At 56.3% G+C, this 24,660-nt stretch carries 29 protein-coding genes; 19 read left to right on the top strand and 10 right to left on the bottom strand.

Going from position 1 to position 24,660, the window contains the following annotated elements:
* Nucleotides 1-65: 65 nt before the first annotated feature.
* The 3 genes from FGF66_RS11190 to FGF66_RS11180 all read left to right on the top strand — a co-directional run bounded on the left by FGF66_RS11190 (nucleotide 66) and on the right by FGF66_RS11180 (nucleotide 3,404).
* Nucleotides 66-419, top strand: a complete 354-nt coding sequence (locus FGF66_RS11190; RefSeq protein ID WP_170181350.1) for a nuclear transport factor 2 family protein — start codon at nucleotides 66-68, stop codon at nucleotides 417-419.
* Between the two features lie 219 nt (nucleotides 420-638).
* The gene (locus tag FGF66_RS11185) at nucleotides 639-1,838 is read left to right on the top strand and encodes a geranylgeranyl reductase family protein (RefSeq protein ID WP_139457716.1); all 1,200 of its coding nucleotides are present in this window, start codon (nucleotides 639-641) and stop codon (nucleotides 1,836-1,838) included.
* 447 nt (nucleotides 1,839-2,285) lie between these two features.
* Nucleotides 2,286-3,404, top strand: coding sequence for an amidohydrolase family protein (locus FGF66_RS11180; RefSeq protein WP_170181349.1), 1,119 nt, complete (start codon nucleotides 2,286-2,288; stop codon nucleotides 3,402-3,404).
* A 78-nt stretch (nucleotides 3,405-3,482) separates the two neighbouring features.
* Here the strand turns inward: FGF66_RS11180 and FGF66_RS11175 are convergent, their stop codons facing one another.
* Genes FGF66_RS11175 through argC form a run of 6 tightly spaced genes read right to left on the bottom strand, consistent with a single transcriptional unit; the run spans nucleotide 3,483 to nucleotide 9,458 of the window.
* Complete coding sequence (locus FGF66_RS11175) at nucleotides 3,483-4,688, bottom strand: argininosuccinate synthase (protein WP_139457715.1); 1,206 nt, start codon at nucleotides 4,686-4,688, stop codon at nucleotides 3,483-3,485.
* A 13-nt stretch (nucleotides 4,689-4,701) separates the two neighbouring features.
* The gene (locus FGF66_RS11170; RefSeq protein WP_139457714.1) at nucleotides 4,702-5,151 is read right to left on the bottom strand and encodes an arginine repressor; all 450 of its coding nucleotides are present in this window, start codon (nucleotides 5,149-5,151) and stop codon (nucleotides 4,702-4,704) included.
* 10 nt (nucleotides 5,152-5,161) lie between these two features.
* Entirely contained in the window at nucleotides 5,162-6,175 is a 1,014-nt protein-coding gene (gene argF, locus FGF66_RS11165) for an ornithine carbamoyltransferase (protein ID WP_139457713.1), read from the bottom strand.
* Nucleotides 6,172-7,089 (bottom strand): acetylglutamate kinase, encoded by a 918-nt coding sequence (gene argB / locus FGF66_RS11160; protein ID WP_170181348.1) that lies wholly within the window; start codon nucleotides 7,087-7,089, stop codon nucleotides 6,172-6,174. The genes argF and argB overlap by 4 nt, the downstream gene beginning before the upstream one ends.
* A 33-nt stretch (nucleotides 7,090-7,122) precedes the next feature.
* Nucleotides 7,123-8,406 carry a bifunctional glutamate N-acetyltransferase/amino-acid acetyltransferase ArgJ gene (gene argJ, locus FGF66_RS11155; protein WP_170181347.1) on the bottom strand — a complete coding sequence of 428 codons (1,284 nt, stop codon included), beginning with the start codon at nucleotides 8,404-8,406 and terminating at the stop codon, nucleotides 7,123-7,125.
* 26 nt (nucleotides 8,407-8,432) lie between these two features.
* Entirely contained in the window at nucleotides 8,433-9,458 is a 1,026-nt protein-coding gene (argC, locus tag FGF66_RS11150) for an N-acetyl-gamma-glutamyl-phosphate reductase (RefSeq protein WP_139457712.1), read from the bottom strand.
* 164 nt (nucleotides 9,459-9,622) lie between these two features.
* On the opposite strand from argC, the gene FGF66_RS11145 reads away from it, so the two are divergent.
* The 9 genes from FGF66_RS11145 (at nucleotide 9,623) to FGF66_RS11105 (ending at nucleotide 16,447) form a co-directional block, all read left to right on the top strand.
* The gene (locus tag FGF66_RS11145; protein WP_139457711.1) at nucleotides 9,623-10,567 is read left to right on the top strand and encodes a substrate-binding domain-containing protein; all 945 of its coding nucleotides are present in this window, start codon (nucleotides 9,623-9,625) and stop codon (nucleotides 10,565-10,567) included.
* Nucleotides 10,568-10,571: 4 nt separating this feature from the next.
* Nucleotides 10,572-11,852: a GGDEF domain-containing protein gene (locus tag FGF66_RS11140; RefSeq protein WP_246046675.1), complete on the top strand. Its 1,281-nt coding sequence runs from the start codon at nucleotides 10,572-10,574 to the stop codon at nucleotides 11,850-11,852.
* A gap of 111 nt (nucleotides 11,853-11,963) precedes the next feature.
* Nucleotides 11,964-12,194: a DUF4160 domain-containing protein gene (locus FGF66_RS11135; RefSeq protein ID WP_170181346.1), complete on the top strand. Its 231-nt coding sequence runs from the start codon at nucleotides 11,964-11,966 to the stop codon at nucleotides 12,192-12,194.
* 18 nt (nucleotides 12,195-12,212) lie between these two features.
* On the top strand, nucleotides 12,213-12,491 hold the full coding sequence (locus tag FGF66_RS11130) for a DUF2442 domain-containing protein (RefSeq protein WP_139457710.1): 279 nt from the start codon (nucleotides 12,213-12,215) through the stop codon (nucleotides 12,489-12,491).
* A complete protein-coding gene (locus FGF66_RS11125) occupies nucleotides 12,492-13,280 on the top strand; it encodes a hypothetical protein (protein WP_139457709.1) in 789 nt (262 codons plus the stop codon).
* A 25-nt stretch (nucleotides 13,281-13,305) separates the two neighbouring features.
* Nucleotides 13,306-13,518, top strand: coding sequence for an addiction module protein (locus FGF66_RS11120; protein ID WP_139457708.1), 213 nt, complete (start codon nucleotides 13,306-13,308; stop codon nucleotides 13,516-13,518).
* Between the two features lie 5 nt (nucleotides 13,519-13,523).
* Complete coding sequence (locus tag FGF66_RS11115; protein ID WP_139457718.1) at nucleotides 13,524-13,814, top strand: type II toxin-antitoxin system RelE/ParE family toxin; 291 nt, start codon at nucleotides 13,524-13,526, stop codon at nucleotides 13,812-13,814.
* 103 nt (nucleotides 13,815-13,917) lie between these two features.
* Complete coding sequence (locus FGF66_RS11110) at nucleotides 13,918-15,186, top strand: ABC transporter permease (protein ID WP_139457707.1); 1,269 nt, start codon at nucleotides 13,918-13,920, stop codon at nucleotides 15,184-15,186.
* 10 nt (nucleotides 15,187-15,196) lie between these two features.
* Nucleotides 15,197-16,447, top strand: coding sequence for an ABC transporter permease (locus FGF66_RS11105; RefSeq protein ID WP_139457706.1), 1,251 nt, complete (start codon nucleotides 15,197-15,199; stop codon nucleotides 16,445-16,447).
* A gap of 231 nt (nucleotides 16,448-16,678) precedes the next feature.
* Here FGF66_RS11105 and FGF66_RS11100 read toward each other — a convergent pair whose 3' ends face one another.
* From FGF66_RS11100 to FGF66_RS11090, 3 genes are read right to left on the bottom strand one after another with little or no spacing between them, the layout of a single operon-like run.
* Nucleotides 16,679-16,837: a rubredoxin gene (locus tag FGF66_RS11100; RefSeq protein ID WP_139457705.1), complete on the bottom strand. Its 159-nt coding sequence runs from the start codon at nucleotides 16,835-16,837 to the stop codon at nucleotides 16,679-16,681.
* Nucleotides 16,838-16,862: 25 nt separating this feature from the next.
* Complete coding sequence (locus tag FGF66_RS11095) at nucleotides 16,863-17,069, bottom strand: rubredoxin (RefSeq protein WP_139457704.1); 207 nt, start codon at nucleotides 17,067-17,069, stop codon at nucleotides 16,863-16,865.
* 19 nt (nucleotides 17,070-17,088) lie between these two features.
* Nucleotides 17,089-17,535: a GNAT family N-acetyltransferase gene (locus FGF66_RS11090; protein WP_139457703.1), complete on the bottom strand. Its 447-nt coding sequence runs from the start codon at nucleotides 17,533-17,535 to the stop codon at nucleotides 17,089-17,091.
* Between the two features lie 178 nt (nucleotides 17,536-17,713).
* Here FGF66_RS11090 and FGF66_RS11085 point away from each other — a divergent pair, with 178 nt between their 5' ends.
* Nucleotides 17,714-18,199, top strand: coding sequence for a lipocalin family protein (locus FGF66_RS11085; protein WP_170181345.1), 486 nt, complete (start codon nucleotides 17,714-17,716; stop codon nucleotides 18,197-18,199).
* A gap of 151 nt (nucleotides 18,200-18,350) precedes the next feature.
* Nucleotides 18,351-19,016, top strand: coding sequence for a TMEM165/GDT1 family protein (locus tag FGF66_RS11080; RefSeq protein ID WP_139457702.1), 666 nt, complete (start codon nucleotides 18,351-18,353; stop codon nucleotides 19,014-19,016).
* A gap of 12 nt (nucleotides 19,017-19,028) precedes the next feature.
* Here FGF66_RS11080 and FGF66_RS11075 read toward each other — a convergent pair whose 3' ends face one another.
* Entirely contained in the window at nucleotides 19,029-21,566 is a 2,538-nt protein-coding gene (locus tag FGF66_RS11075) for a helicase HerA domain-containing protein (protein WP_139457701.1), read from the bottom strand.
* A 116-nt stretch (nucleotides 21,567-21,682) separates the two neighbouring features.
* On the opposite strand from FGF66_RS11075, the gene FGF66_RS11070 reads away from it, so the two are divergent.
* The 5 genes from FGF66_RS11070 (at nucleotide 21,683) to FGF66_RS11050 (ending at nucleotide 24,614) form a co-directional block, all read left to right on the top strand.
* Nucleotides 21,683-22,351 (top strand): ABC transporter ATP-binding protein, encoded by a 669-nt coding sequence (locus FGF66_RS11070; protein WP_139457700.1) that lies wholly within the window; start codon nucleotides 21,683-21,685, stop codon nucleotides 22,349-22,351.
* Complete coding sequence (locus FGF66_RS11065) at nucleotides 22,348-23,133, top strand: ABC transporter permease (RefSeq protein ID WP_170181351.1); 786 nt, start codon at nucleotides 22,348-22,350, stop codon at nucleotides 23,131-23,133. The genes FGF66_RS11070 and FGF66_RS11065 overlap by 4 nt, the downstream gene beginning before the upstream one ends.
* Nucleotides 23,134-23,395: 262 nt before the next feature.
* Nucleotides 23,396-23,605, top strand: coding sequence for a hypothetical protein (locus tag FGF66_RS11060; protein ID WP_139457698.1), 210 nt, complete (start codon nucleotides 23,396-23,398; stop codon nucleotides 23,603-23,605).
* A gap of 29 nt (nucleotides 23,606-23,634) precedes the next feature.
* The gene (locus tag FGF66_RS11055) at nucleotides 23,635-24,186 is read left to right on the top strand and encodes a helix-turn-helix domain-containing protein (RefSeq protein ID WP_139457697.1); all 552 of its coding nucleotides are present in this window, start codon (nucleotides 23,635-23,637) and stop codon (nucleotides 24,184-24,186) included.
* Nucleotides 24,187-24,200: 14 nt separating this feature from the next.
* The gene (locus tag FGF66_RS11050; protein WP_139457696.1) at nucleotides 24,201-24,614 is read left to right on the top strand and encodes a hypothetical protein; all 414 of its coding nucleotides are present in this window, start codon (nucleotides 24,201-24,203) and stop codon (nucleotides 24,612-24,614) included.
* The last annotated feature ends 46 nt before the right edge of the window (nucleotides 24,615-24,660 follow it).

Genomic DNA, 24,660 nt, shown 5'->3' with positions numbered 1-24,660 from the left:
CAACCAGTTTTCCATTAAATTCGAAGGACGGCTTCCCGTTTGATTACGACCGTTTACACACTTAGTTGAACAGACCCAAGCTGATCGAAACCTACCATCTTGCATGGACGAGCGGGGATTTTGCCACGGCCCGCAACTCTCTTGCTGGCGACCTCGATTTCAGAGGAAGCATGGATACGTTTACCAACGCCGACGATTTCATCGCTGCACTGACCCGGTTCCGGCAGATGGTGCAGAGCGTAGAGCTGTTGCAGCAATTTTATGATGAAACCGGGTCGGCGTTGTTGTATGATTGTCATACCGCTTCTCCCGCAGGGATTATTCGTACCGCAGAATTCTTTACCGTTACAGACGACCGGATTTCCGCAATCAGGCTTGTGTTCGATGCCACAATATTAAGGCAGGATATGCAGGCATGAGCATTATCTGCTGACATGCTGTTTAGCGGACGGGAGTGCCCGTGCGTGACGGTAAATCACAAAATCTCTATCCAACGACGATTTGGTTGATGCCGAGGGCTATGGTTTTTGCGGGGGGGGATGAGCATCTTGATGGCGGGAAATCAGTGAGCGTTCCTTAAGTTACCGAGGCAATGGTGGTTGCATCAACCCGATCGCTCAACATCCACAAAAATTCGTATGACATCTTATGACGCAGTGATTTCGGGGGCTGGCCCGGCAGGATGTTCGGCGGCGTTGTTTCTGGCGCGAAAAGGGTACAGCGTTTTGTTGCTCGAAAAAGAGCGCTTTCCGAGAGACAAGGTTTGCGGTGACGGCATCACCTCGCGCTCAACTGCCCTCCTGGAAGAGATGGGCGTCATGGAGGTTATTCGTCAACGTGTTGGTCAACTGACGGTATTTAAAGGCGTTACTCTCTATTCTCCCACCGCCGCCGTTGTGCATGGGAAGTTTTCTCAGGCCGGATGCCCTGAAGGCGCGGCCTATGTCATTCCGAGAAGAATCCTCGACGACGGCCTCGCTGCTACCGTGAAGGCCCATCCCTCGATAACCTTTTTCGAAAATACCACCGTCAACGACCTCATCACCGAGGGCGGCCGGGCGAGTGGCGTCAGTACGTCAAAAGGGGAGTATTTCGGTCGAGTCGTTCTTGCCGCCGATGGTTTTTATTCGCCGATTGCCTCCCGGCTGAACCTGAAAAACAGCCTGAAAACCCATCAGGGTTTTGCAATTCGCGCCTACTTTTCGCAGGTCGAGGGGCTGACCGACTCAATCGAACTTCATTACGACAGGTCGATGCTGCCGGGGTATGGGTGGATATTTCCGGCGGGCGACGGGAGGGCCAATATCGGGGTTGGCGTGATCACCCGCTTCAAGGATCAGCGCGGACTCAAGCGTTTGTTCGAGCGGTTTGTCTCCGGCAGCACACCTGCGTCGGAAAAGCTGAAGCGGGCAGTCATGGAGCCGGGAACGCTCAGAGCCTGGCCGCTTCCGATGGGCTCCTTGCCGGGAAAGCGAGGTCGCGGCAACGTGTTGCTCACCGGCGACGCCGGAAGTTTTGTCGATCCGCTGACTGGCGAGGGCATCTTTTACGCCCTGAAAAGCGGTCAACTTGCCGCCGAGGCTGCGGCGCGGGCGCTGGATGCGGCTGGCGAGACGCGGGCCATCGTTTGGTATGAGAAGTTCTGGCGAAAAGAGTTCCTGTTTCACGATTTCACTGTCGGGTATGCTCTTCAGGCCTTGTTGAACAACGAGTATATTCTGGAATCACTGATGCAGTTTGCAGCCAGAAAACAAACACGAGCCGATTTGCTGGCTGATGTTATCGGTCATAACCGGAAAAAGATCGAGCTGCTTAAACTGATAGTTCCGTTTTTTTGAAATGCCTGAAATGTGGTCGGGATTATCGGCAAACCCGGAGGAAAACCGGAATTACGATGCCTTGTTTTATCGATAAATAGCGTCTCTAAACAATCTTTGAAAAGGGGAAGAGATATGCGGTACTTCTATGATTCACATTGCCATATGATGAATCTGAGCCATCCGAATCTCACGGCAATGATCAAGAGGACGTTTAATGATGGAATAAAAAGAAAATTATTATTGTATTCGCCTACTCTTCTTTTGATTCCATTGCTTTTTACGATTGGATTGAAAATATTGATTTATTTTGGAATCAGGATACCAGAAAAGATCTATTTTCTGGATGCTTTTGTTATCTTGACTTTGATTGCTGCGGTTATCGTTATTATGTTCTTTATAATATTTCTGATACCAGTCGTTCGAGCCAAAACGGTATCCTTCATAAAGCTCAAGTTGTCAAATATCATGAACTTGCTGGCTATCATGGAGACGGATATAGGGGACTGCCTTATTCAGATGGAGGAGGATCTGAGAAAAAATTTACCACTGAACAGTTCTCTCGTCATTTCGGGAAATGGCGAGACGAAACAGTATGATAAAATGGTGCTGACTCCACTCATCATGGATTTCGGGCTGAAGGATTCAGGAAACTCAAGTATGACCTACAAGGTGCGCTGGAAGCCTATCGTGGCGCAGGTTGACGATTTGTGCACCGGAATACGCGATTACTATCGTCACCGGAAAGATTATATAAAAGGGCATCCTGAACCGCTTTTTCAGATTATCCCGTTTATGGGAATCAATACGCAGAATTATTATTCAGAAAAAGATAAAGCGACAGGAAAAAATATCTCTGTCAGTCTCAAGCAGCTTCTTGAAAAGAATTTCGAAAAATTCAAAGATGATACCTCTCCTCAGATCAGACGAAAGCATATCGATGAAATTCCCTGGAAAGATTTCAATGGTAATATAGAATCATTGAGGTCACATTATTTCCTTGGTATCAAAGTCTATCCGCCTCTCGGTTTCGATCCGTGGCCGGAACCGGGGGATGAGAGGGATAAAGTATGCTTTTTATATGACTTCTGTGTAGAATACAATGTTCCGATTACGGCGCATTGCAATCCGGGAGGGTTTCTGGTGCATAAAAATTTTTCAGATTTTTCCAGTCCAATCAAATGGGAGTCAGTGCTGAAAAAGTATAAAAATCTCAGATTGAATCTCGCTCATTTTGGTGGTAAGGATGGTAAGGAATGGCGCAGAAAAATTGCTGATATGATTCTTGAAAAAGATTCTGAAACGGGTAAATATAAATATGAGAGTTTGTATGCCGATATTTCATATCAAGGAGTTGATGAGTTATCTTATAAGGATATGATGAATTTTATTAATGGCCATGATGGTGAGAAGAGGTCGAGACTGTTGGAGCGTATTATTTTTGGTTCGGATTTTATGATCAATTTGCAGGATATAAGCTCATATAGCAAGTATCTGCGATATTTTATAGATTCAGACACTTTGACGCTCGATGAGAAGGATATGCTGTGCAATAAAAACGCCGAGAGGTTCCTGTATATAGGTTGACAGCGTGAGGCCATAAAAAAAGCAGTCCCGACAAAGTCAGGACTGCTTTTTTTGGTTTCAACCGATAATTTTCAATTATCACTTCTTCAGATTCACCTCGCTGTAGGTCTTCAATCCCAGGCCGTAAAGCTGGATGAAGCCTTCGGCGGCTTTGTGGTTGAAGGTGTCGGCTTCGGTGTAGGTGGCCAGCGCTTCGTTGTAGAGCGAGTTCGGCGAGGTGCGACCGAGCAGGGTGACGTTGCCCTTGTAGAGCTTGACTCTCACCATGCCGGTGACGGGCTTCTGCGTGACGTCAACGAAGGCGTCGAGCGCTTCACGCATCGGAGAGAACCAGGTGCCATTGTAGATGATGTTGGCGTAGTCCTGACCGATGTTGCGCTTGTACTGGAACACTGACTTTTCGAGCGTGAGGCGTTCGAGTTCGCGGTGGGCGAAGTGCAGAATGGTTGCTGCCGGGGCTTCGTAGATTTCGCGCGACTTGATGCCGACCACGCGGTTCTCGATCATGTCGAGCCTGCCGACGCCGTTCATCGCGCCGAGTTCGTTGAGCTTGACGATAAGGTCGAGGCCCTCCATCTGCTGGCCGTCGAGCGCCACGGGGATGCCTTCGACGAAGTCGATGTCAACCACGGTCGGCTCGTCGGGCGCGTTTTCGGGAGCCGTGGTGATCTGGTAGGCGTCGGCGGGCGGCGGCACCATCGGGTCTTCGAGCACGCCGCACTCGATGCTGATGCCCCAGATGTTCTCGTCGATCGAGTACGGATTTTTCTTGGTCGCCGACACCGGAATGTTGTGCTCCAGCGCATAGGCGATCTCCTGCTCGCGCGAGGTGAACTCCCACTCGCGCAGCGGGGCGATCACCTTCATGTGCGGGGCGAGCGAGGCAAACGTGACCTCGAAGCGCACCTGGTCGTTGCCCTTGCCGGTGCAGCCGTGGGTGAGCATGGTGCACCCTTCGGCGAGCGCCACATCGACCAGCGCCTTTGCCAGGATCGGGCGTCCGAGCGCCGTGGCGAGCGGATAAACATCCTCGTACAGAGCGCCAGCTTTCAGCGCTTTCCAGATACAATCCTCGACGAAAGTCTTGCGAAGATCGACGAAGTGGAACGACGCCGCGCCGGTGGCGATCGCCTTCGGTTCGAGGTTATCGACCTCCATCTTCTGGCCGAGGTTGCCCGTGACGGCTACGATTTCAGCTCCTTCATATTTATCCTTCAGCCATTTGATCATGACTGACGTGTCGAGGCCGCCGGAATAGGCGACCGCTATTTTTTCCTTGCTCATGCGTAGGTACCGGTTATGGTTGTGAGAGAATTTTCTGAATATAGGATTTGACGGACGAAATTTTCCTGACGGTTGCCGGAATGACCAGCACAGTGTCATCCCCGGCGATGGTGCCGAGGATGTCGTCGTTGGTGAGCCGGTCGAGGAACGAGCCGACGCCGTGCGCCCGGCCAGGCAGGGTGCGGACGATGATCGAGGTTTCGTTCGACGCCACCGAGAGCACCTCCATGCCGACCAGCCCCTTGATGATGTCCACCTGCGGCTCTTCGGGCGCGACGAGCCGGTAGCCGCCATCCGCCGTGCGGCGACGGACGACCCCCATCTCCGCGAAGTCGCGCGACAGGGTGGCCTGGGCAACCACGATGCCCTCCTTTTCGAGCAGTCCGAGCAGCTCCTGCTGGCCCGACACCTCGCCGTTTTCGATCAGCTCCCTGATCTTTTTCTGCCTGTTGGCCTTGTTCATCGTTTTCGCGTCAGGCTTTCAGGCGATTGGCGGCGCGGTTCAGGCGGTGCGTCAGGTGGAACTTGCGGTAAACGTCGTGGTTCATCAGTTTCACCATGAGCGCCTTCTGCACGTGCAGGCGGTTTTCGGCCTCGTCGATGATGATCGAGTGCGGGCCGTCCATCACCTCGGCGCTGATCTCCTGGCCGCGATGCGCGGGCATGCAGTGCATCACCACCGCCGACGATTTCGCTTCGGCGAGCATCTTCGAGTTGATCTGGAACGGCGCGAAAGCCTTCAGCCGCTCGGTCATCTCCTCCTCCTGACCCATGCTGGTCCAGACGTCGGTGTAGAGCACGTCGGCGTTTCGGGCCGCCTCCATCGGGTCGTGCAGAATCTCGATGGCGCCTTTGGCATTTGCGCGAGCTTGCCGGAGCAGCTTCTCGTCGGGCAGGTAGCCTTCGGGGCAGGCGAGCACGAAGTGGAAGGGGAGAATGCCCGCCAGCTCGATCCACGAATTCGCCACGTTGTTGCCGTCACCGACGAAGACCACCTTGGTATCCTCGCGCCACAGCCCCTTTTCGTAGAGCGTGAAGGCGTCGGCCAGAATCTGGCACGGGTGCGACAGGTCGGTCAGGGCGTTGATGACCGGAATGCTTGCATGAGCGGCGAGGGTTTCGATGATCTCGTGCTCGTGCAGGCGGGCCACAATCGCGTCGTTGTAGCGCGACAAGAGGCGGGCGATGTCCTCCACCGACTCGCGCTCGCCGACGCCGATCGACTTTCCTTCGAGGCTGATGGCGTGGCCGCCCAGCTCATAGACGCCCAGCTCGAAGGAAACCCGCGTACGAAGCGAGGGCTTGTTGAAGATCATGGCCACGGTCTTGTGGCGGATCGGGCGGAACTCGGCGTTCTGGCGGTTGGCTTCGCGCTGCCGCTTGATGTGCAGCGAGTAGTCGAACAGCTCGATGATCTTGGCCGCATCGAGGCCGGTGAATCCGAGAAAGTCGCGTTTTTTCGATCCGTTTGTTTTATCCTGGCTCATGATGCTCCTCCTTCAGCGGTTGATGGTTCGTATTCGTTGACAAACTGTGTGCCGACGCCTTCGTTGGTGAAGACTTCGAGCAGCAGCGAATGGGTGATCTGGCCATCGACGAGGTGCACCTTGCCGACGCCGCCTTCGAGGGTCTGGTAGGCCGAAACGACCTTCGGAATCATGCCGCCGGTGATGATCCCTTTTTCGATGAACTCCGCTGCGTCGGCCTTGCAGATCGTTTTCAGAATGCGGTTGCCGACCCGTACGCCCTCCACGTCGCTGACGTAGATCAGCTTTTCGGCCCTGAGCGCCACGGCGATGGCCGCCGCCGCGTCGTCGGCATTGATATTATAGACGTTGCTCTCCATGTCGTAGCCGATGGGGGCGATCACCGGAATCAGTCCCGCGTCGCAGAGCAGGTCGATGTACCTGGTGTTGATCTCGGCCACCTCGCCGACGAGGCCGAGGGTCGCCGCGTTCGGCGATGGCTTGGCCAGAATCATGTCGGCGTCGAGGCCGCTCACGCCGACGGCGTTGCCGCCATCCTCGTTGATGAGCTGCACGATGTCCTGGTTCACCTTGCCGGCGAGCGTCATCTGGATCACGTCGATGGTCTGGCGGTCGGTGACGCGCTTGCCGTGCACGAAGGTGGTTTCGAGACCGAGCTTCGCAGAGGTCTTGGTAATCGCGTCACCGCCGCCGTGCACGATCACCACCTTGATGCCGACCTTGCGCAACAGCGTGACGTTCTCGGCGAAGATGTTCTTGAGCACCTCGTCCTTCATGGCCGCGCCGCCATACTTGATGACGAAGGTTTTTCCCTCGAATTTCCTGATGTAGGGCAGCGCCTCGACAAGCATGTAACCGATTGCCGGTTCGGGTCTTTTGCCTTCGGGGCGGAATTCACTGCACATTTTTTCCATGTCAAATTTCTGGTCGATAATGAACAAAACCGGTCAGCTCCGATAGCTGCCGTTGATTTCGATGTAACCGTGGCTCAGGTCGCACGTCCACACGGTCGCCGCGCCCGGCCCGTTGCCGAGCGAGAGCGTGATGGTGAACTCTTTCTGCTGCATCACCGCTTTGGCACACTCTTCGGAGAAGTTTGCGTCGAGGCCCGGTTTGAGGATCGGCTCGTCGTCGAAGTGTACCGACAGCTCCTCCTGATCGAACGATGCGCCAGAGCGTCCCGCCGCCGCGATGATGCGGCCCCAGTTGGCGTCCTCGCCGTGGATGGCCGTTTTGACGAGCGGCGAATTGGCCACGGTCATCGCCGCCATGCGAGCCTCGGCGTCCGTCGCCGCGCCGGTGACGCGCAGTTCGACAAACTTGGTCGCCCCCTCGCCATCGACGATGATGAGCTGGGCGAGCATGGTCATCACCGAGCGCAGCGCCTCGCCGAAAAGCCGCGCATCCTCCGAGCCGCGCAGCACTTGCGGCCCCTTGCCGCTCGCCATGATCGCCGCCATGTCGTTGGTGCTTGTGTCGCCATCGACCGTGATGGCGTTGAAGCTCAACGCGTTCGCCGCCGAGAGCAGCTCTTGCAGGAGCGCCGGGTCAATCGAAACGTCCGCGCCGAGGAAGGCGAGCATCGTCGCCATGTTGGGGCAGATCATGCCGGAACCTTTGGCGATGCCCGCGATTCTCGCCGTGCCGCCGGAGAGCGCGACATCGACGGCGAACGCCTTCGGAAAGGTGTCGGTGGTCATGATCGCCTCGGCGGCGTCACGCCAGTGCGTCGCGCCGGAAGCGGCTTTGAGCGATGGCATGGCCTCGGCGATTTTCTCGACCGGCAGCCGCTGGCCGATGACGCCGGTCGAGGCGACCAGCACTTCGCTCGCGTCGAGGCCGAAGGCGGCGGCGGTGGTGTCCGCCATCCGTTGCGCGTTCGACATGCCCGAAGCGCCCGTGGCCGCGTTGGCGTTGCCGCTGTTGCAGATGACGGCCCGCATTTTGCCGCCGGAGGCTCGTAGCGCGGCCTTCGACAGCTCGACTGGAGCGGCGCAGCAAAGGTTGGTCGTAAAGACCGAAGCGGTGCTTGCCGGTTCGTCGCAGAGCATCAGCATCAGATCCTTGCGCGAGGGCTTGATGCCGCAGTTGATGCCCGAGAGCGTGAAGCCCGCCGGCCAGAAGTTGCCGTCCGACGCGGGATCGGCAACAACCGGCGTCACGCCATCAGGCCAGACGGTTCTGGCGGAAAGGCGCTTGACGGCGGCAATCGATTTTTCGAATGGTTCCAATCTTTAAGAAAATTACGGATTGATAATTACAGCAGTGCGGCTGTTTCGTCGAAGCCCAGCATCAGGTTCATGTTCTGCACCGCCTGACCTGCCGCGCCTTTGACGAGGTTGTCGATGGCCGTGATGATCACCAGCGAGCCGTCGCTTTCAAAGGCGAGGCTGACGTCGCAGAAGTTGGTGTGGGCCACGTGGCTCACCTCGGTCACGCCGTCGCGCAGCCTCACGAAGGGCGCGTTGGCGTAGAATCTGGCGTAAAGTTCGCGAATCGCATCCATCGCCACCGGCGAGGCGAGGCGCACGTTCAGCACCGAATAGATGCCGCGCACGTAAGGGGCGATCATCGGCGTCATGACGAATCGGAACGACGGATCGGTGGCCGAGGCGCCGAGCGTCTGCATGATCTCCGGCGTGTGCTGGTGCTTGCCGACCTTGTAGGCCCGCATGTTTCCGCTCATTTCGGAGAACGAGAGTTCGAGCTTCGAGCTTCTGCCCGCGCCCGAAATGCCCGAAATCGCCGTGACGTTCACGGACTCCACGGCGAGTCCCGCCATGCCGCCACGGAACAGGGGAGCGAGGCCGAGGATGATGCTCGTGGCGTAGCATCCCGGATTGCTGATGGCCGTCGAGCCAACGATTTCGTCGCGGAACAGCTCCGGCATTCCGTACTGGAGCACATCCTCCGCCGACTTGTCGCCGCCGTAAAAGTGCTTGTGCTCGGCGATGCTCGTGAGCCTGAAATCGCCCGAAAGGTCGATCACCTTTTTTCCGGCGGCCACGATGCCCGGCACGAGCTGCAACGCCTCGCCGTGCGGCAGGGCAAGAAAGTAGAGGTCGCTATCCGTTTGTCCCGAATAGGTCTGAAAAACTTTGTCGCAGGGGATCGACGGGTACAAATCCGTAAAGCGTTTTCCGGCCTGGGTGTGCGCGTAAAGTTCTTCGACGGCGACGCCTGGATGCTTCATGAGCAGCTTCACCAGCTCGGCTCCTGAATATCCTGAAGCACCGATGACCGAAACCGTCACCTTGTTATGCTGCATCGAGATAAGATTCATCAGGGTTTGAAGGCAAATTCATCGGAGTGAATAAATATTCAGGAATGCGGATATTAGTGAATTCACAATTTATTTCCATAAAGAAACAGGGCATTTCCGAAATGTTTACAATTCCGATGTTTGGCCGTTTTGCCTATCTTAAGCCTAACATTCAAGAAAATATCATGAATCACCGGTTCCGTAACGTCGTGATTGCTCTTCTCCTCGTCGCAGGCATTGTTGCGCCTGTCTGGCTCTGGATGCGTACGCCTTTGCCGGAAAACCCGCTCGCTTCGGCCATTTCCGGCCCAACGCCCATCAGCGGAACGCTTGCCGTGGCGGTTGACCGATCGCTCACGCCGGTCGCCGAAATCCAGGCGAACGCTTTTTCGGAACAGTATCCGAATGCGACCATAAAACTCACCTCGCAATCGTCCCGGCCCATCTTGCAGCTTCTCGAACACCGTGTCGCAGCGGCGCTCATCGAGGGCGCGCTCTCGGCTCGCGAGGATTCACTGCTGGCAACGCTGAAGCGTCCCGTCAAGCGCCAGCCGGTTGCCCGCAACGGGCTCGTGCTGGTCGTCAACCGCGCCAATCCTGCTCGCTCCGTTTCGGTCGCCGAGCTGAAAGCGGTGTTTTCCGGACAGGTCAACAACTGGCAATCGCTTGGCGGTTCGCCGGGAAAAATCGTCGCCTGCCTCGATGGCAGTAATCTGCGGGCGCGGGTGCTGCTTTCGGAGATGCTGTCGGTCAAGGCGGACTCGCTTGTCGCCTCCGCCGAAGCGGACATGCCGCGCCTCCTGAATCGCGTACGCGACGACCGTAACGCCGCCGCCGTCATGACGCTGCCAGCTTACGCGGCGGCGTTGCGCTCCGGCGGTTACGCAGGGCGCATCAAGGCGCTGCCGGTGAGCGCAAGCGCGGGCGGCGAGCCGCCGGTCGAGGCTTCGCCCGAAACGATATACACCGGCGCCTATCCGCTTTCGACGGATATTTTCTACCTCTACGATCCGTACGATCCGCTGGCGACCGGCTTCGGCGCATGGCTCGCCAAAGAGGGGCAGAAGCTCTTCGAGCGCGGCGACATGGCCCCGTACGAACAACTTGTGCGCACCATTATTCTCAAATAACCGGATGAAATACGATATCGACATTACCGGCAAGGGATTCCTCAGGTTAACGATGATTTTCGGCGTTGTGTCGCTGATTCTGGCCGCCGGAGGAACCGCCTGGTTCGGTGCTTTCCAGAGTTCCCGTCTTCACCAGATCAGTGATGATGAGGCGTTGCGCATGAGGCTGGTCGAATGCCGCACCAGAATTTCGTCGATCGAGCAACAGTTTGAGGATGAACATCTTTCGGTTGGCAAGCAGGCTGAGCTTCAGTCGAAGCTCCGGATCGAGTGCGCCAGGTTTTCGGAGATCGGACGCAGCCCCGAGATGCCGCAGGGCAGCGAGATCAGCCAGTGGCTGAAGCGCCGCAAGCCACTCGTCGCGCCGCTCAGCCGCGAAACGCTTCAGCTCATGGTGGTCGATATGGACGGCATGATTTCGAGCCTGGGTTCAAAGATCGCCGATGAAAACGAGTTGCTCACGGCCAGTCTGAATTACTATCTCGTTTTCATTACGCTCTTGCTGATCGTTGTCGTGCTGGCTGGCGGCAGATTTATCATTTCCAGCTACCGGCGCTCGATCATTCCCCTCCACCAGCTTTCGCAACGGCTTGCCCAGTTGAACTGCAATCTCCCCGAAAGTCTGCACGACACCGCCGAAGCCGCCGAAACGCTTCTGAGCGGCGAGGATCAATCCGCCGAAATGCGCTCCGTCAGCGAATCGGTCGCCAGCATGTGTCACGACATCGAAGAGAAAAACCGCAAGCTCGACGAGTTGCACATTCGCGATGAAAAGACCAATCTTTACAACTATCGCCACTTCAAGGAGCATCTCATCATCGATGTCGAGCGGGCACGGCGCTTCAACGGTGACATCGCGCTCGCCATGATCGACATTGACAACTTCAAGCGCTATAACGACCGCTACGGGCACGTTGCCGGGGACAGGGTGCTGGCGAGAATCGCCGAAATCATCAGGGAGGAGTGCCGCATGACTGACATTCCGTCGAGGTTTGGAGGGGACGAATTCGCCGTGCTGTTTCCGAAAACCAGCAGGGTGACGGCGCTGGAGATTTCCGAGCGCCTGCGCAGTATCATCTGCGCCGAAACGTTCGAGTACGAACGCAACCAGCCAGGTAACCAATTGACGGTGAGCATCGGCGTCGCCTCATGGCTCGACGACGCCACGGACGGCACCGCGTTGATTATGAATGCCGACAAAGCTCTTTACAAAGCAAAGTCAGCAGGACGGAATATGGTGCTGGCCTACTCGGCAGGGGAGATAAGTGTCGGGGAGACGGGGTAAGTCATTGTTTGAAAGACGGATGAAGCGGAAACCAAAACATCAATGTTGGAATTAGAGAAAGGAGCGCAGTGATGCCGACCATTTCAATGTTATTATGGCATATTGATCCAGATGTATTTTTATGATAACAAACAGCACAGTTGTCCTCACATTCATGCAGAATACGGGGAGCATCACGCCTCCATTGCTATTGAGGACGGAACCGTACTGGATGGAGGGTTGCCCTCCTCGAAGATGAAACTGGTTCAAGCATGGATCGAGATTCGTAAAGAAGATTTAAGGGCGGACTGGAAGCTGGCAATCGCTGGCGAACCTGTATTTAAAATCGAGCCTCTGAGGTAATAACGAAAGGAATAAATTATGGATACTATCGTTAAAGCGCTGCCGTTGGATGACCACAAAATCGAAATAGTCACGAGCAGCGGTATTGAAGGAATCTTCGATGTCAAGCCATATTTGAAGGGGTCGGCGTTTAAAGAACTCGAAGATCAATCCTATTTTCGACTTGTACGCCCAGCCCATCGAGGGATCATGTGGCCAAACGAGCAGGATTTCAGTTCTGATACGATTATATGGGATATAAAGCATTCGCAGCAATCGTCAGCACTATGCCCGGATTCTGGTGATGCAGCCGGATAGGTGATTGAGAGAAGTGTTGAATACGAAGGAAAAAATAAGCTGGATGGTTTAAATGGAGGTATTTTTTATAGGAACTGTATAATAAATCTTATTGTGGATATATTAAAAAATAAAGTAATTCTTGGGTCTGTTTTTATAGGAGCAATCTCATTATGTGTGGTATATAGCGCTCCATTATCCGATATATGGAAAGGAATTGCAGCTTTACCCTCTATTGGCGCAATGTGCTCAATTCTCATTCAGTTAATTCGAGATGATTTAGCTCATCAAAGGCAGAAAGAACTGTTAATACACGAGCAACAATATTCATTAGCAGCTTCATCTCATATGGCAAACACCGTATTCGATAAGCAGGTCGAGTTTTCGAATAAATACGTTGCTATTGTTCTCGATGCTTTTGAAACACTTAGACGTCTTCAAGACTGGGAGGTTGCTCACGATTTTGCAGGAAAATTAACTATTTTGAGGTTGAGCTATATGTGTTGGTTGACATCAGAAATAGATAAAAATTTGGGGGTATTTGAACAAAAATTGCGCACTTTAGGTGCTAAAAGTATGTATATTAAAATGCCAAAAGATCTAGGCACAAACCAAGGACATCGCGATGCGGCAGCAAGAGAAATGCTTGAAATATATAGTGATTTTGTGGATGTTCTGGGCAAAAATGTAGAGCATTCTGAAGCAACTCTACAATCACTATCTATCAAAATGAGGGCTATTTTGGATGTGGAGGATTTGGCTTATCTTAAAAAGCAAATAATTAGTTCTACACAAAAAGCAAGCAGTTAAAAATCTGATCAAAAAAATAATCACAATGACCACAGCAGATAGAATCTTTCATGAGGCGTCAGCCCTTAGCACGATTGAGAAGGCTTGGCTTATTGATAAGCTTATTTCCGATCTTGACAAATCGGATCCAGAAATTAATGAGATGTGGGTGAAAGAGGCTGAGGACAGGATCGATGCTTATGATCAGGGAAAGATGAAAGCGATTTCTCTGGAAAAGCTTCTTCAGAAGTACAGATGAGTACGATGAAGATCAGATTTCTCGAAATTGTACAAGTCGAGCTGGATGAGGCGATCCAGTACTACAATTACGAGCTTGACGGTCTTGGTGATGCTTTTCTGACTGAAGTTCTGAAAGCTTTATACCGGATCGGTCAGTTTCCTGAAGCATGGCATCCCTGTTCTAAACGAACAAGATTATGTAAAATTCGCCGTTTTCCTTATGGCATTATCTACCAAAATCGACAACAGGAAATCCTGATTGTCGCGATTGCGAATCTTCACAGAAATCCTGACTATTGGAAGGATCGGATATAAGCCTCCCCCAGAACCCCGGAAATTCTTATCTTTCCCTCCATTAGCCAGGAGGCTTGTCCTCCGATGAACCACAGCTTGCTACCCATGCGCCGATGAATGACTGATGAAAGCCGAATTGTACATCGCTCAAAGATTTGCCTTCAAGCCGCGGTCGCTCTCCAAGCCGACGTTTATCGTGCTGGCGTCGGTGCTGGGTATTGCCGTGGGGACGGCGGCGCTGATTCTGACGCTCTCCATCGTCAACGGATTCGCGTCGGTCATCGAGGGCAAGCTCATTCGTTTTACCTCGCATCTTCAGGTGCGCCAACCGGACGAGCGCGTTTTCCTCGAAACCCGCCGCGACCTCCAGACGCTGAAAAGCGTACCGGGCGTCGCCTCGGTGTCGCCGTTTCTTGAAATGAATGTAATGCTCCGGAGCCGCGCCGGAAGCGGCGATGCGGGCGGCAACATCGCTCCGGCGATGATTCAGGGCATTGACCCGCGCGAAAGTTCACGCTTTCTCCCGAACGGCCCGGCGCTGCTCCAGGCGGCATCGGCTTCGGCGGAGAGTCCGCTGCCGATCCTGCTCGGCAAGACGCTCGCCGACAAGCTCGGCGTCAAGGCGGGCGACCGGCTGATGATCGTCGGCATCGCGGGCAAAAACGGCGCGTCCGGCATCAGCGGCGGCGAGAGCGTCTTGGAGCTGCTGTCGAGCCTCGACCTGCACGTGGCGGCCGTCGCGGGCATCTACGACACCGGCCTCACCGAGGGGTTCGACGACATCGTCGCCTTCGCCGATCTCGCGCGGCTCCAGCAGCTCTACCATCCCGGCATGATCTCCGGCTACGAAGCCAACGTCACCAACCTGCGCGATCTGAGCGCGATTTCGGAAACCGTGGCGTCGCGGCTCGGCTATCCCTTTTACACCTACACCGTTTATGAGCGCTACGCCAACCTTTTCGAGTGGCTCAAGCTCCAGCAAAACATCATGCCGCTGCTCATCATCACCATCACGGTCGTGGCGGTGTTCAACATCGTTTCGACGCTGCTGGTGCTCATCATCGAAAAAACGAAAGAGATCGGCATGCTCTCCGCGCTGGGCCTCGAACCTCGCGCGGTGAGCATGGTTTTCATGGGGCAGGCGTTCATGATTTCGCTGGTCGGCATTGGCCTCGGCAACCTGCTAGCGCTCGGCCTGTCGCTCTTCGAGCTGCGCTTTCACCTCATCACGCTGCCGGAAAAGAGCTACTTCATCCGCCACGTGCCGCTCGAAATCGACCCGCTGCAATACCTCGCCGTGTCGGCGGGCGTGGCGGCGCTGACGCTGCTTTTCGCCTTCATTCCATCGCGCGTGGCCGCCTCGCTCCGGCCCAGCACCGCACTGACCACGTGAGGAGGAGCCGATGAAAGCAGGCATCTGGATCGCCCAACGGTACAGCTTCGCGCGGAAGCGTTTCCGGGTCATCAACATCATCTCCGGCATCAGCCTCGCGGGGATCGTCGTCGGCGTCTCGACGCTGCTCGTGGTGATGAGCGTGCTGAACGGCTTCCAGAAGCTGGCCCGCGACCTCTTCGTGACCGTCGAAGGGCCGGTGCAGATCGCGCCCGCCCGAGGCCGTTCGCTGGTGGTGAGCGACTCGCTGCTCGCGGCTATCCGCAACATCGAGGGGATTCAGACCGCGCAGCCCTTCGCGGAGGGGCAGGTGATCATCACCGCGTCGGGCAAAAGCGAACTGATCATGGTTCGCGGGCTGACCGCCGAGGCGCAGCGCTATTTGATGCAAACGACGTCGAACCGCCAGCCCTACTTTTCCGAAGGCGGCATCTCGGCGGGCAATCTGCTTGCCGAACGGTTGCGGCTTTATCCAGGCCAGTCGGTGCGGCTTTTCAGCCCGGAGCTGATTTCTGCGGGCCTGCAAGCTCTTTCTCAACCTGAGCTTATGCCTGTTTTGTCGATGAGCGACGCGCGAGTCCAGAGCAGCTTTTCGCTGCAAAAGGTCTTCGACGATCGCTACGTGCTCGCGCCGGTCGAGATGGCGCAAAGCATCCTGCTCTTCGGTCGGGGACGCTACTCGGGCATCGACATCCAGGGACGCACGGGCGTGAGCGACGAGGCGCTCGAAGCTCGGTTGCGGCAATGGATCGCGGCAAACGGGCTGGCGCAGGAGCTGCGTGTGCTGACGCTCGAGGAGCGGCACCGCGACATGTTCGCCGTGATGCAGCTCGAAAAGTGGGCGAGCTTCGCCGTGCTGATGCTGGTGATTCTGGTCGCGCTGTTGAGCCTTGCCGGATCGCTCGCCATGACGGTCATCGACAAGCGCCACGAGCTGTTCTACCTGCGCTGCCTCGGCCTGGAAAGGCCGCAGTTCATGACGATCTTCATCGTCGAGGGCGGGCTGACGGGGCTTGCGGGTACGGCGCTCGGCTCGCTTGTCGCGTGGATGGCCTGCACGGCGCAGGAGCTGTGGGGCATCGTCCAGCTTCCGTCGAAAAGCGCGTTCATCATCAGCGCCTACCCCGTCAGCATGAAGGCCGGCGACTTTCTCGCCGTCGGAGTAGCCGCAATCCTCTTCACCCTGCTCGTCAGCCTCTATCCCGCCGGAAAAGCCGCCGCCATTGCGACGAGCCGCTCGCTGGAAAGCAAGATGGAGTGAGGGAGATTTTTCGATTCGATAGTAAACGAACGAAGCGAAGAAAACAGTACTGCATTCAGGAGGGTTTTAACCCGACGGACATATCGGGTTTTTACATTCACATTGCCCCGGCTTTCAAGCCGGGGGCTAAGTTTGTGACGAGCTGTTTTCCGGAGAGATAAGAGATCGGGGCAACCGCAAGGGATTTCCCCTACAGAACACCGTGAAAACCATCGACGTTGTCTGCCTTCCTCACCCCTTCGTGAACTCCTCCTTGCCTGCGCCGCAGATGGGGCACATCCAGGTTTTGGGGAGGGAATCAAACGATGTTTCGGCAGGAATGTCGCCTTCGGGGTCGCCGGTTTCCGGATTATAAATGTAGCCGCAGATCGTGCACTTCCACTGTTCCATAGTACTGCTGTTGGTTTTTTGATGTTCAGAGTTGTGAGACAAATTTCGTGAACTGGTTTCTCGGGCGATCGCACACCGGGCAGTTCCAATCCTCCGGCAGCTTGTCGAACGGTACGCCGGGGCGGATGTTCGTTTCGAGATCGCCCTCCGCCGGGTCGTAAATGTAGCCGCACTCGGCGCACATCCACTCCTGCCTGTCGCTGGGTTCCGGTTCGATTTTCTTGACGTTCATGGGTGATTCCACTTTCGATTTACAGGCGCTTCCGGTAAGCCACCATTGTCGATCGTACGAAGCCGTGCGCCTCGTAGAAATGCTGCGCCGGGATGTTGTCGCCGTCCGTCAGCAGCGTGGCCCTGCCATAACCCTCCTCGCGCGCCCAGCGACAGACGTGTTCGAGCAGCAATGCGCCAATGCCCTGACTGCGATACGCGGGGTCGATGATCATGTCTTCGAGCATCACCACCTTTTTGCCGAGCGCCGTGCTGACCAGATTCAGCAGCGAAACCATGCCGATGAGGTTCCCCTCCTCTTCGCACACGAACACCGTTCCCGCCGACGGGTTGCCGATGATCATGCCGAGACCTGCCTCCTGTTTTTTGGGGTCGGGCGTGAATTCGTGTTCCTGGCTGAAAAGAACATTCAGCAACCGGGCGCAAGCCTCGATGTCAGCGGGTTCTGCGATACGGATATTCGGCATGTCAACAACATTGGATTGATGTTCGTTCATGCCTGAATGCTATTGAAAAACCCGGACAATACCAATCATTTCAAGCCGTTACGAATGCATTGAAACGTCGCGGCGTGAAACTTTGCCGTTACCTGCGCTGGTTATTCATTGATGCAATAGTTTGATAAAACCACTCAATGTTTCAACCATGTTTAAAAAATTTTTACGCAAGCGCCTGCACATCGGCGGGCCGGGTACCGTCCCACAGGTCGATGTGCTGAAATATTGCGGCACCTGGTACGAGATCGCCGCCATACCCAGCAAACAGCAACGCGGGTGCGCCAAAACGAAGGCCGAATATACGCTCGATTTGGCAACAGGCCGTGTGCTGGTGCGCAACTCGTGCCGCCGGAATGGGCGGGAGGCCTCGATCCGGGCGACCGCCGCGCCGGTTGAAGGCAGCGGCAACGCCAAACTGATCGTCACTTTTTTCCGATGGATCAAGGCCGATTACTGGGTCATCGGACTGGCCGAGGACTACTCGTGGGCGCTGGTCTCGAATCCGGCGGGTTCGCGCTGCTGGATGCTGTCGAGAACGCCGTATATGGACGAGGCTCTCTACCGGCAGTTGCTCGATGAGTTGCGCCTGAAGGGCATCGATACGGCGAAGCTGGTGAAGACCGCGCAGGGGTGAAACCTCGCACGATCGCCGGATAAATCCGATATCGATTTCGATCACGATTTCGATTTGGATGAGAGATGCGTTGTCGAATTTGGAACAATGGGTTGTAAGAGGATATTTTCCCGCTCGACAATCGACAAATCAGTAATCCCGAACCCTTCGCATGGACGCATTCTGGCTCTCCCTCGTCATGATTTTTCTCGCCGAGCTGGGCGACAAAACCCAGCTCGTGGCGCTGACCCTCGCAACCTGCTACAACACGCGCGTCGTGTTGTGGGGCATTTTCTGGGCGACGCTCGCCGTGCATGTCTTTTCGGCAGGCATCGGCTGGTTTGTCGGCGGATTGCTTCCGGGCGACTGGATCGCCTTCATCGCGGGCGTCTCCTTCATCATCTTCGGCTTCTGGACGCTGCGCGGCGACAGCCTCGACGACGACGAGGCGGGTGAGTGCAAAACCGGCATCAATCCTTTCTGGCTGGTATTTTCGACCTTCTTCATGGCCGAGCTGGGCGACAAAACCATGCTCTCGACCATCAGCCTCGCAACGACCAATCCCTTCATCCCGGTCTGGCTCGGCTCGACCATCGGCATGGTGCTCTCGGACGGGCTGGCCGTCATCGTGGGCCGGATGATGGGGAAGAATCTGCCCGAAAAAGCGATCCGCATCGGTGCTTCCGTCGTCTTTTTCCTCTTCGGTGCGTGGTGGATGTACCAGGGCGGCTCGCAATTCTCGCTGACCGTCTGGTTGGTCGCCGCGCTGACGCTCGCCTTGGCGGCGCTCTTCTTCTTCCGCGACCTGATCGGCAAAAAGCGCGGCAACGAGGCGTGATCGATTGACGATTTACGACGCGCCGACGTTCTCGTAAGCTGGAACAAAGAGCGTTCCGCCGCCGCCGGCCTCGTCGAGCGTGACCCGCCAGAAGGGGAGCCAGCCGGTTGTGACGATCTGAATCACCACGTCGCTTCGCCGGGGCGCGATCTCTTCGGTCGCAAGCGCCGCTTCGGGATGCTCCCAGCGAGCGGCGATTCCGGCGGCCTCTTCCTTCAGCGCGGCTTCGATCTCCTCTCGCTGGCGCTTCAGTTCATCGATGGTCTCGACCGACTCCTCGATCTCGGCCTTGGCGCTTGCCGTCATGCGGCGGCGGTTCATCGCGCTGCCGATCCCTCTGGTGCTTTTCCTGCCGAGGAAGAAGCCGAGCATGGTTTCGCCCAGCCCGATCAGCTCGCCAGCCTTCCGGTTCTGGTGCTCCGCCTCGTCCTGCGCCAGTTCGCGCTCCTCCTTCCTGATCTTCTCGGCAATACGCTCAAGCTGGGCGGCATACTTCTGTTCCAGCGCATCGACCTCGTGGTCTCGCTGTTCTCGCGCCGCCTGTTGCAGGCGGATGGTGAAATCGCGCTCGCTCTCACCCTCGGCGCGGAAGAGGCCTGTGGCCGGATGGATCGAGAGCGGCAGGCGTTCATTTCGATAGAGCCAATCCGAAAGCGAGCGCCCGTACGCCGAGAGCTTCCGGGCGTTGCCGAGCGTTTCGGGCAGCGCCGCGAATCCGGCGGCTCGCGTGTCCGGGCGATCCGACAGCTCATTTTGCGAGGCGGCGAGCGGCTGGCTTTTGCTCCAGTCGGGCGCGCCCGCCGCGTCGATCTCCGTGCAGGCGAGCACGATGCGGCGGCTCTGGCTGATGCCGCGCTTGGCATCCACGAAATCGACCGAGGCGCAGCCGATGAGCGCCGGTTCGCAGAGCAGCTCCGCCGCCGCTGGCGCTCCCTGCGAACGCCGGGCAAGCGCCGCCGCCGGGTCGATGGTGGCCGGGACGAAGAGCTGCCGGATCGATGGATCGAGTCCCGGCGGGACGGCGGAGTAGCCCGATGGCAGCGGCGTCGCCGCGTTTGTCGTCGAAGCGGATTCGGCAACGGTAGCGGTAACGGGCCGGGGCGAGGCCGCCGGAGGCTGGGCGGGCGAGCCGTTTTTGCGACCGGCCATGAGCGTTCTGATCTGCGGGCGGGTCATCGGGCCGGAGAGAAAGCTCATCGCCCAGCGGGTCTGGAAGATCACCGGCCGCTCCTCGTGCACGTTGTGCATGAGAAAAACGCGCTTGCCGAGCTTGCTGATGACCGTGTCGAAATCGAACCCCGCGTCCCCTCCGCCCGCCTCGCTGATGGCGCTTTTCAGCCCTTCGAGCACCCGGGCCTTGTCGCGCTCGGCCTGCAACTTGCCGATGAACCAGGTGCCGGTGTTGGTCAACGCCTTGTAGTCGAGATCGACCGGATTCTGCGTTACCAGTACGCAGCCGACGCCGAACGCGCGCGCCTGCTTGAGCATCGTCATGAGCGGGCGTTTCGATGGTGGCTCGGCGACGGGCGGCAGATAGCCGAACACCTCGTCGAAGTAGAGCAGCGCCCGGAGGCTGGAGGTGCCTTGCTGCGAGCGCGTCCAGGTCAGCACGTTTTCGAGCAGCAGCGTGACGAAGAACATCCGCTCGCTCTCCGAGAGGTGCGCGAGCGAGAAGATCGCGACCCGTGGTCGTGCGTCGGCGGTGTAGAGCATCGAGGCGATGTCGAGCGACTGGCCGGAGAGCCAGCTCTGGAAGGAGGGCGAGGCGAGCAGCGCGTTGAACGACATGGCCAGCTCGAAGCGCTCTTTTTCGGGGTAGAAGGTGTTGAGGTCGAACACGCCGATCTGCCTCACGGGCGGGTTCTGGATGGAGCCGATCAGCGTGGCCAGGTCGAGGTCCGTGCCCGCTCGCCAGAAGTGCTCGAAGATGGCGGAGAGCAGAATCGATTCGCGGCTCTTGACCGGATCGGCGTCGATGCCGACCAGGCCGCAGAGGGCGCTGACCGTTCCGGCGATGCGCTCGCGGATCGTTTCGGCCTCCGTGTCGAAGTCGAGCTTTGGAGCGGCGAGGCTGCCGAGGATGTTCACCGGAATTCCGGCGTCGGAGCCGGGCGTGTAGATCGTAAACTCCGCTGCGGCTTTGAGTTGTCGGATTCGTTCGGGAGCGATTCCCCAGTCGGCCAAGCCGTTTTTCCACATCGCGGCGGTGGCGGCAGCAAGCTCTTCCGGACTCTGGCCCTTGCGCCGCGCCTCGTCCTGGTCGATCCACGGCAGGAACTCTTCGGGCAAGAGGTCGGGGAACTGCAAGAGCAGGTTGGTCATGTCGCCCTTCGGATCGACGAGGATCACCGGCACCTTGTCGAGCGCCGCCTCTTCGAGCAGGTCGATGCAGAGGCCGGTCTTGCCGCTGCCGGTCATGCCGACGCAGACCGCGTGGGTGGTGAGGTCGCGGGCGTCGTAATGCACCGGCTGATCGAGCCGCGCGCCCGATTGCAGGTCATATTCCGCGCCGAGATAAAACGAGCCGAGGCGTTCTTCGGGAGCTTTCATGATCCGGGAGGGTAAGATGTTATCTGTACATCCGCTGAATTAGTAAATAAAGAAATATGTTCTGATCTTTTCAACAGTCGTGTATCTCTGCGGGCTGGTTAAAAACAGAATCATCGATGGCAAAGCTCCTCGAACTCAGAGACCTCTCGTTCGGCTACGACCAAGGCTCGCCGCCGCTGTTCGAGGATTTGTCGCTTGTTGTCGGCACGGGGGAGTTTCTCATCATCAAGGGAGCGTCGGGGAGCGGCAAGTCAACGCTGTTACGCCTCATCTGCCGTCTCAACACGCCGCGCTCCGGTTCGATTCTCTTCAAGGGACGAAACGCCGCCGACATTTCGCCCTCGCGGCTTCGTTCGGCGATCACCTATGTGGCGCAGATTCCGCAAATGATCGATGGCTCGATCCGCGACAATCTCCTGCTCTCCTTCACCTTTGCCCAGAGTCGGCACAAGCCCGCTCCGGACGACGCGACGCTCGTGCGGATGCTCGAAGCGTTCTACCTGCACGGCGTCGGGCTGGAGCAGTCAGCCAGCAAGCTCTCGGTTGGCCAGAAGCAGCGCCTCTCGATCATGCGGGCGATTCTGACCGGGCCGGACGTGCTCTTGCTCGACGAGCCGACCTCGGCGCTCGATGCCGAAAGCGCCGGGATGGTTTTCTCGATCATCGAGCGGCTCAACACCGAGGAGGGTAAAACGCTCATCATCGTCACCCACAGCGACTACAGCCCCGCCGTGCCAAGGGTCAGAAAGTGCATCTTCCGCAACGGAAACCTCGAATGCGCATGAACCAGATCATCGAAATCTCGATTCCGCAGCTCCTGCTGGCCTTGCTTTTCATCGTGATCGCGCAAGTGACTTCGCTCGTTCACAAGCTCGGGCTGAACCGGGATATTACGGTTGGCACCGTCCGCACCGTCTCGCAGCTCTTCGTGATGGGCTACGCCCTGACCTTCATCTTCGGGGCGCAGAACCCGTGGCTGACGCTTGGCATCTTCGTCGTCATGGTCTTTTCGGCGGTATTCATCATCCGCGGGCGGGTGAAGGAGAAGCAGATCGCCTACGAAATACCAACGTTCCTGACGATGCTGTCGAGCTACTTCCTCACGGCGCTGTTTGTGTCGTGGCTGGTGATTGGTGTGCATCCGTGGTGGGAGCCGCGCTACTTCATTCCCACGGCGGGGATGGTGATCGGCAACTCGATGTCCGCGCTGGCGATCTCCATTGAGCGCCTCTTCTCGCAGATGCGCCAGCAGCGGGAGGTGGTCGAAATGAAGCTCTGCCTCGGCGCGAACTACAAGGAGGCGAGCCGCGACATTTTCAAAGGGGCGGTCAAGGCGGGCATGATACCCTCGATCAACGCCATGATGGGCGTCGGCCTCGTCTTCATCCCCGGCATGATGTCGGGCCAGATTCTCGCCGGAGCCGACCCGCTCATCGCCATCCGCTACCAGATCGTCGTCATGTTCATGCTGGTCGGTTCCACCGCCATAAGCACCATCATCGTCACCCTCATCATCCGCCGCCGCTGCTTCGGAGAAAGCGAAGAGCTGCTGGTGTCGGCGGAGTGAAACTGGACAACGGGTTTGCTCTCCACAAGTCTATTCTGAGATTGCTTAATGCGAAATTAATTCTTATTATTAATGCATAAAATGCAACGAAGTAACCCCTGACTTCTGTTTTATGCATAAGGATTGGAAAATCAGCACTGAATTTGTCACGGCAAGTCGATTCAAGAAATTCGCATCGAATCACCCACGAGAGTTTGCCTCTTGCGGTGCAAATCTTGAGCGCCTGTTGGCCGACTTGCAGTCCGGGATTCCGCTTTCAGTGTTGGCGCAGAACCTTTCGTTTTTCAGGTCTGAGCGGGAAGGGCTGTACAGGATCGGGCAAACCAAAGTGCCGGGAGCGAAGGAGAGCCGCCTGTACCTCTATCCCGACGAGGCAGGCATGATGATTTATCTGCTCAACATAGGGACAAAGGAGTCGCAGCGGGACGACATCGCATCAGCAAGAAAAACCATCCGGGAAATCCGGCGGTAACTCGATCAATGGTAATCAGATAGAATATTATGGACAAGCAGCAATTCAGCTCGGCAGCAGAGGCGTTTGCCTCGATTGTTGGCGACGATACCGTCAAGGATGCAATTCAGGAAGAGGTTTGCAAAACCCCGTTGATCGATACCCTTGTTCGGATGCGGATGCAAAAAGGCATCTCGCAGAAGCGCCTCGCCGAACTCATGCAGTGCACACCGAGCAAGATTTCACGTCTGGAATCCTCGACGGACGACACCCTGAAACTTAGTGATATAAAGGAATATGTTCGAGCACTGAACATCGGCATGAGCATCGTATTTGAGAACAATGACTTACCCGCAGCCGACCAGATCAGGCAGCACGTTTTTTCAATTCATGAAAAGCTTGAGAGCCTTGTCAAGATTGCCAAAGAGGTTGATGGCGACACGGAGATTGTCAGCAAGATCAATCAGTTTTATGGCGAAGTGCTCTTCAATTTCCTGTCGAAATTCGAGTCCAGCCATTCGAAGCTTCGCATGGTTGTTGAACCGGAGAAGGGTGATGCTGAGAGGATGCCAGTCGAAATCGAAAATTTAATAATATCGTAAACCGAGGAAAGATCATGAAGGAAGAAAAAGTGAGTATAGCGCTCGAAGTTGCAAAGTTTGCTCTTAACCCAACTGGTTATCTGATCGGACAGATTGTCAACTCCACAACTAAAGCCGTTGAAAAATCTGAAGAAGTTACTGATCGCGGTGAGCTTCAAGCAATACGGCTTGAAGCTGAGCGTCAAGAATTTTCACTGAAGATGGCAGAGAGTCAGGCACGCGTTGCTCAAGAGATTGCGATTGCAAGAAGAATCGAAACTGCTGGAGAAGTCGAGATCGAAGAATTTTATGATTACAGCGGTGAAGGTCATGCCGGATTAAAAACAGATGGAAATGCATTAGGTATTGGTTTTAGCGGATCTGGTAAGCGAGTCAGTCGCCGTGTATATCGATTTAAGGGCATCTCTAAAAAGTCAGTACTGACATAAGGTATTGAAATCTATCGATTTAACTGAAATATCCATATCTTGACGC

It is taken from the genome of Chlorobaculum thiosulfatiphilum, from assembly GCF_006265165.1.
Classification (GTDB): domain Bacteria; phylum Bacteroidota; class Chlorobiia; order Chlorobiales; family Chlorobiaceae; genus Chlorobaculum; species Chlorobaculum thiosulfatiphilum.
The sequence above is the reverse complement of the archived record's forward strand: the minus strand, read 5'-3'. Positions and strand labels throughout refer to the sequence as shown.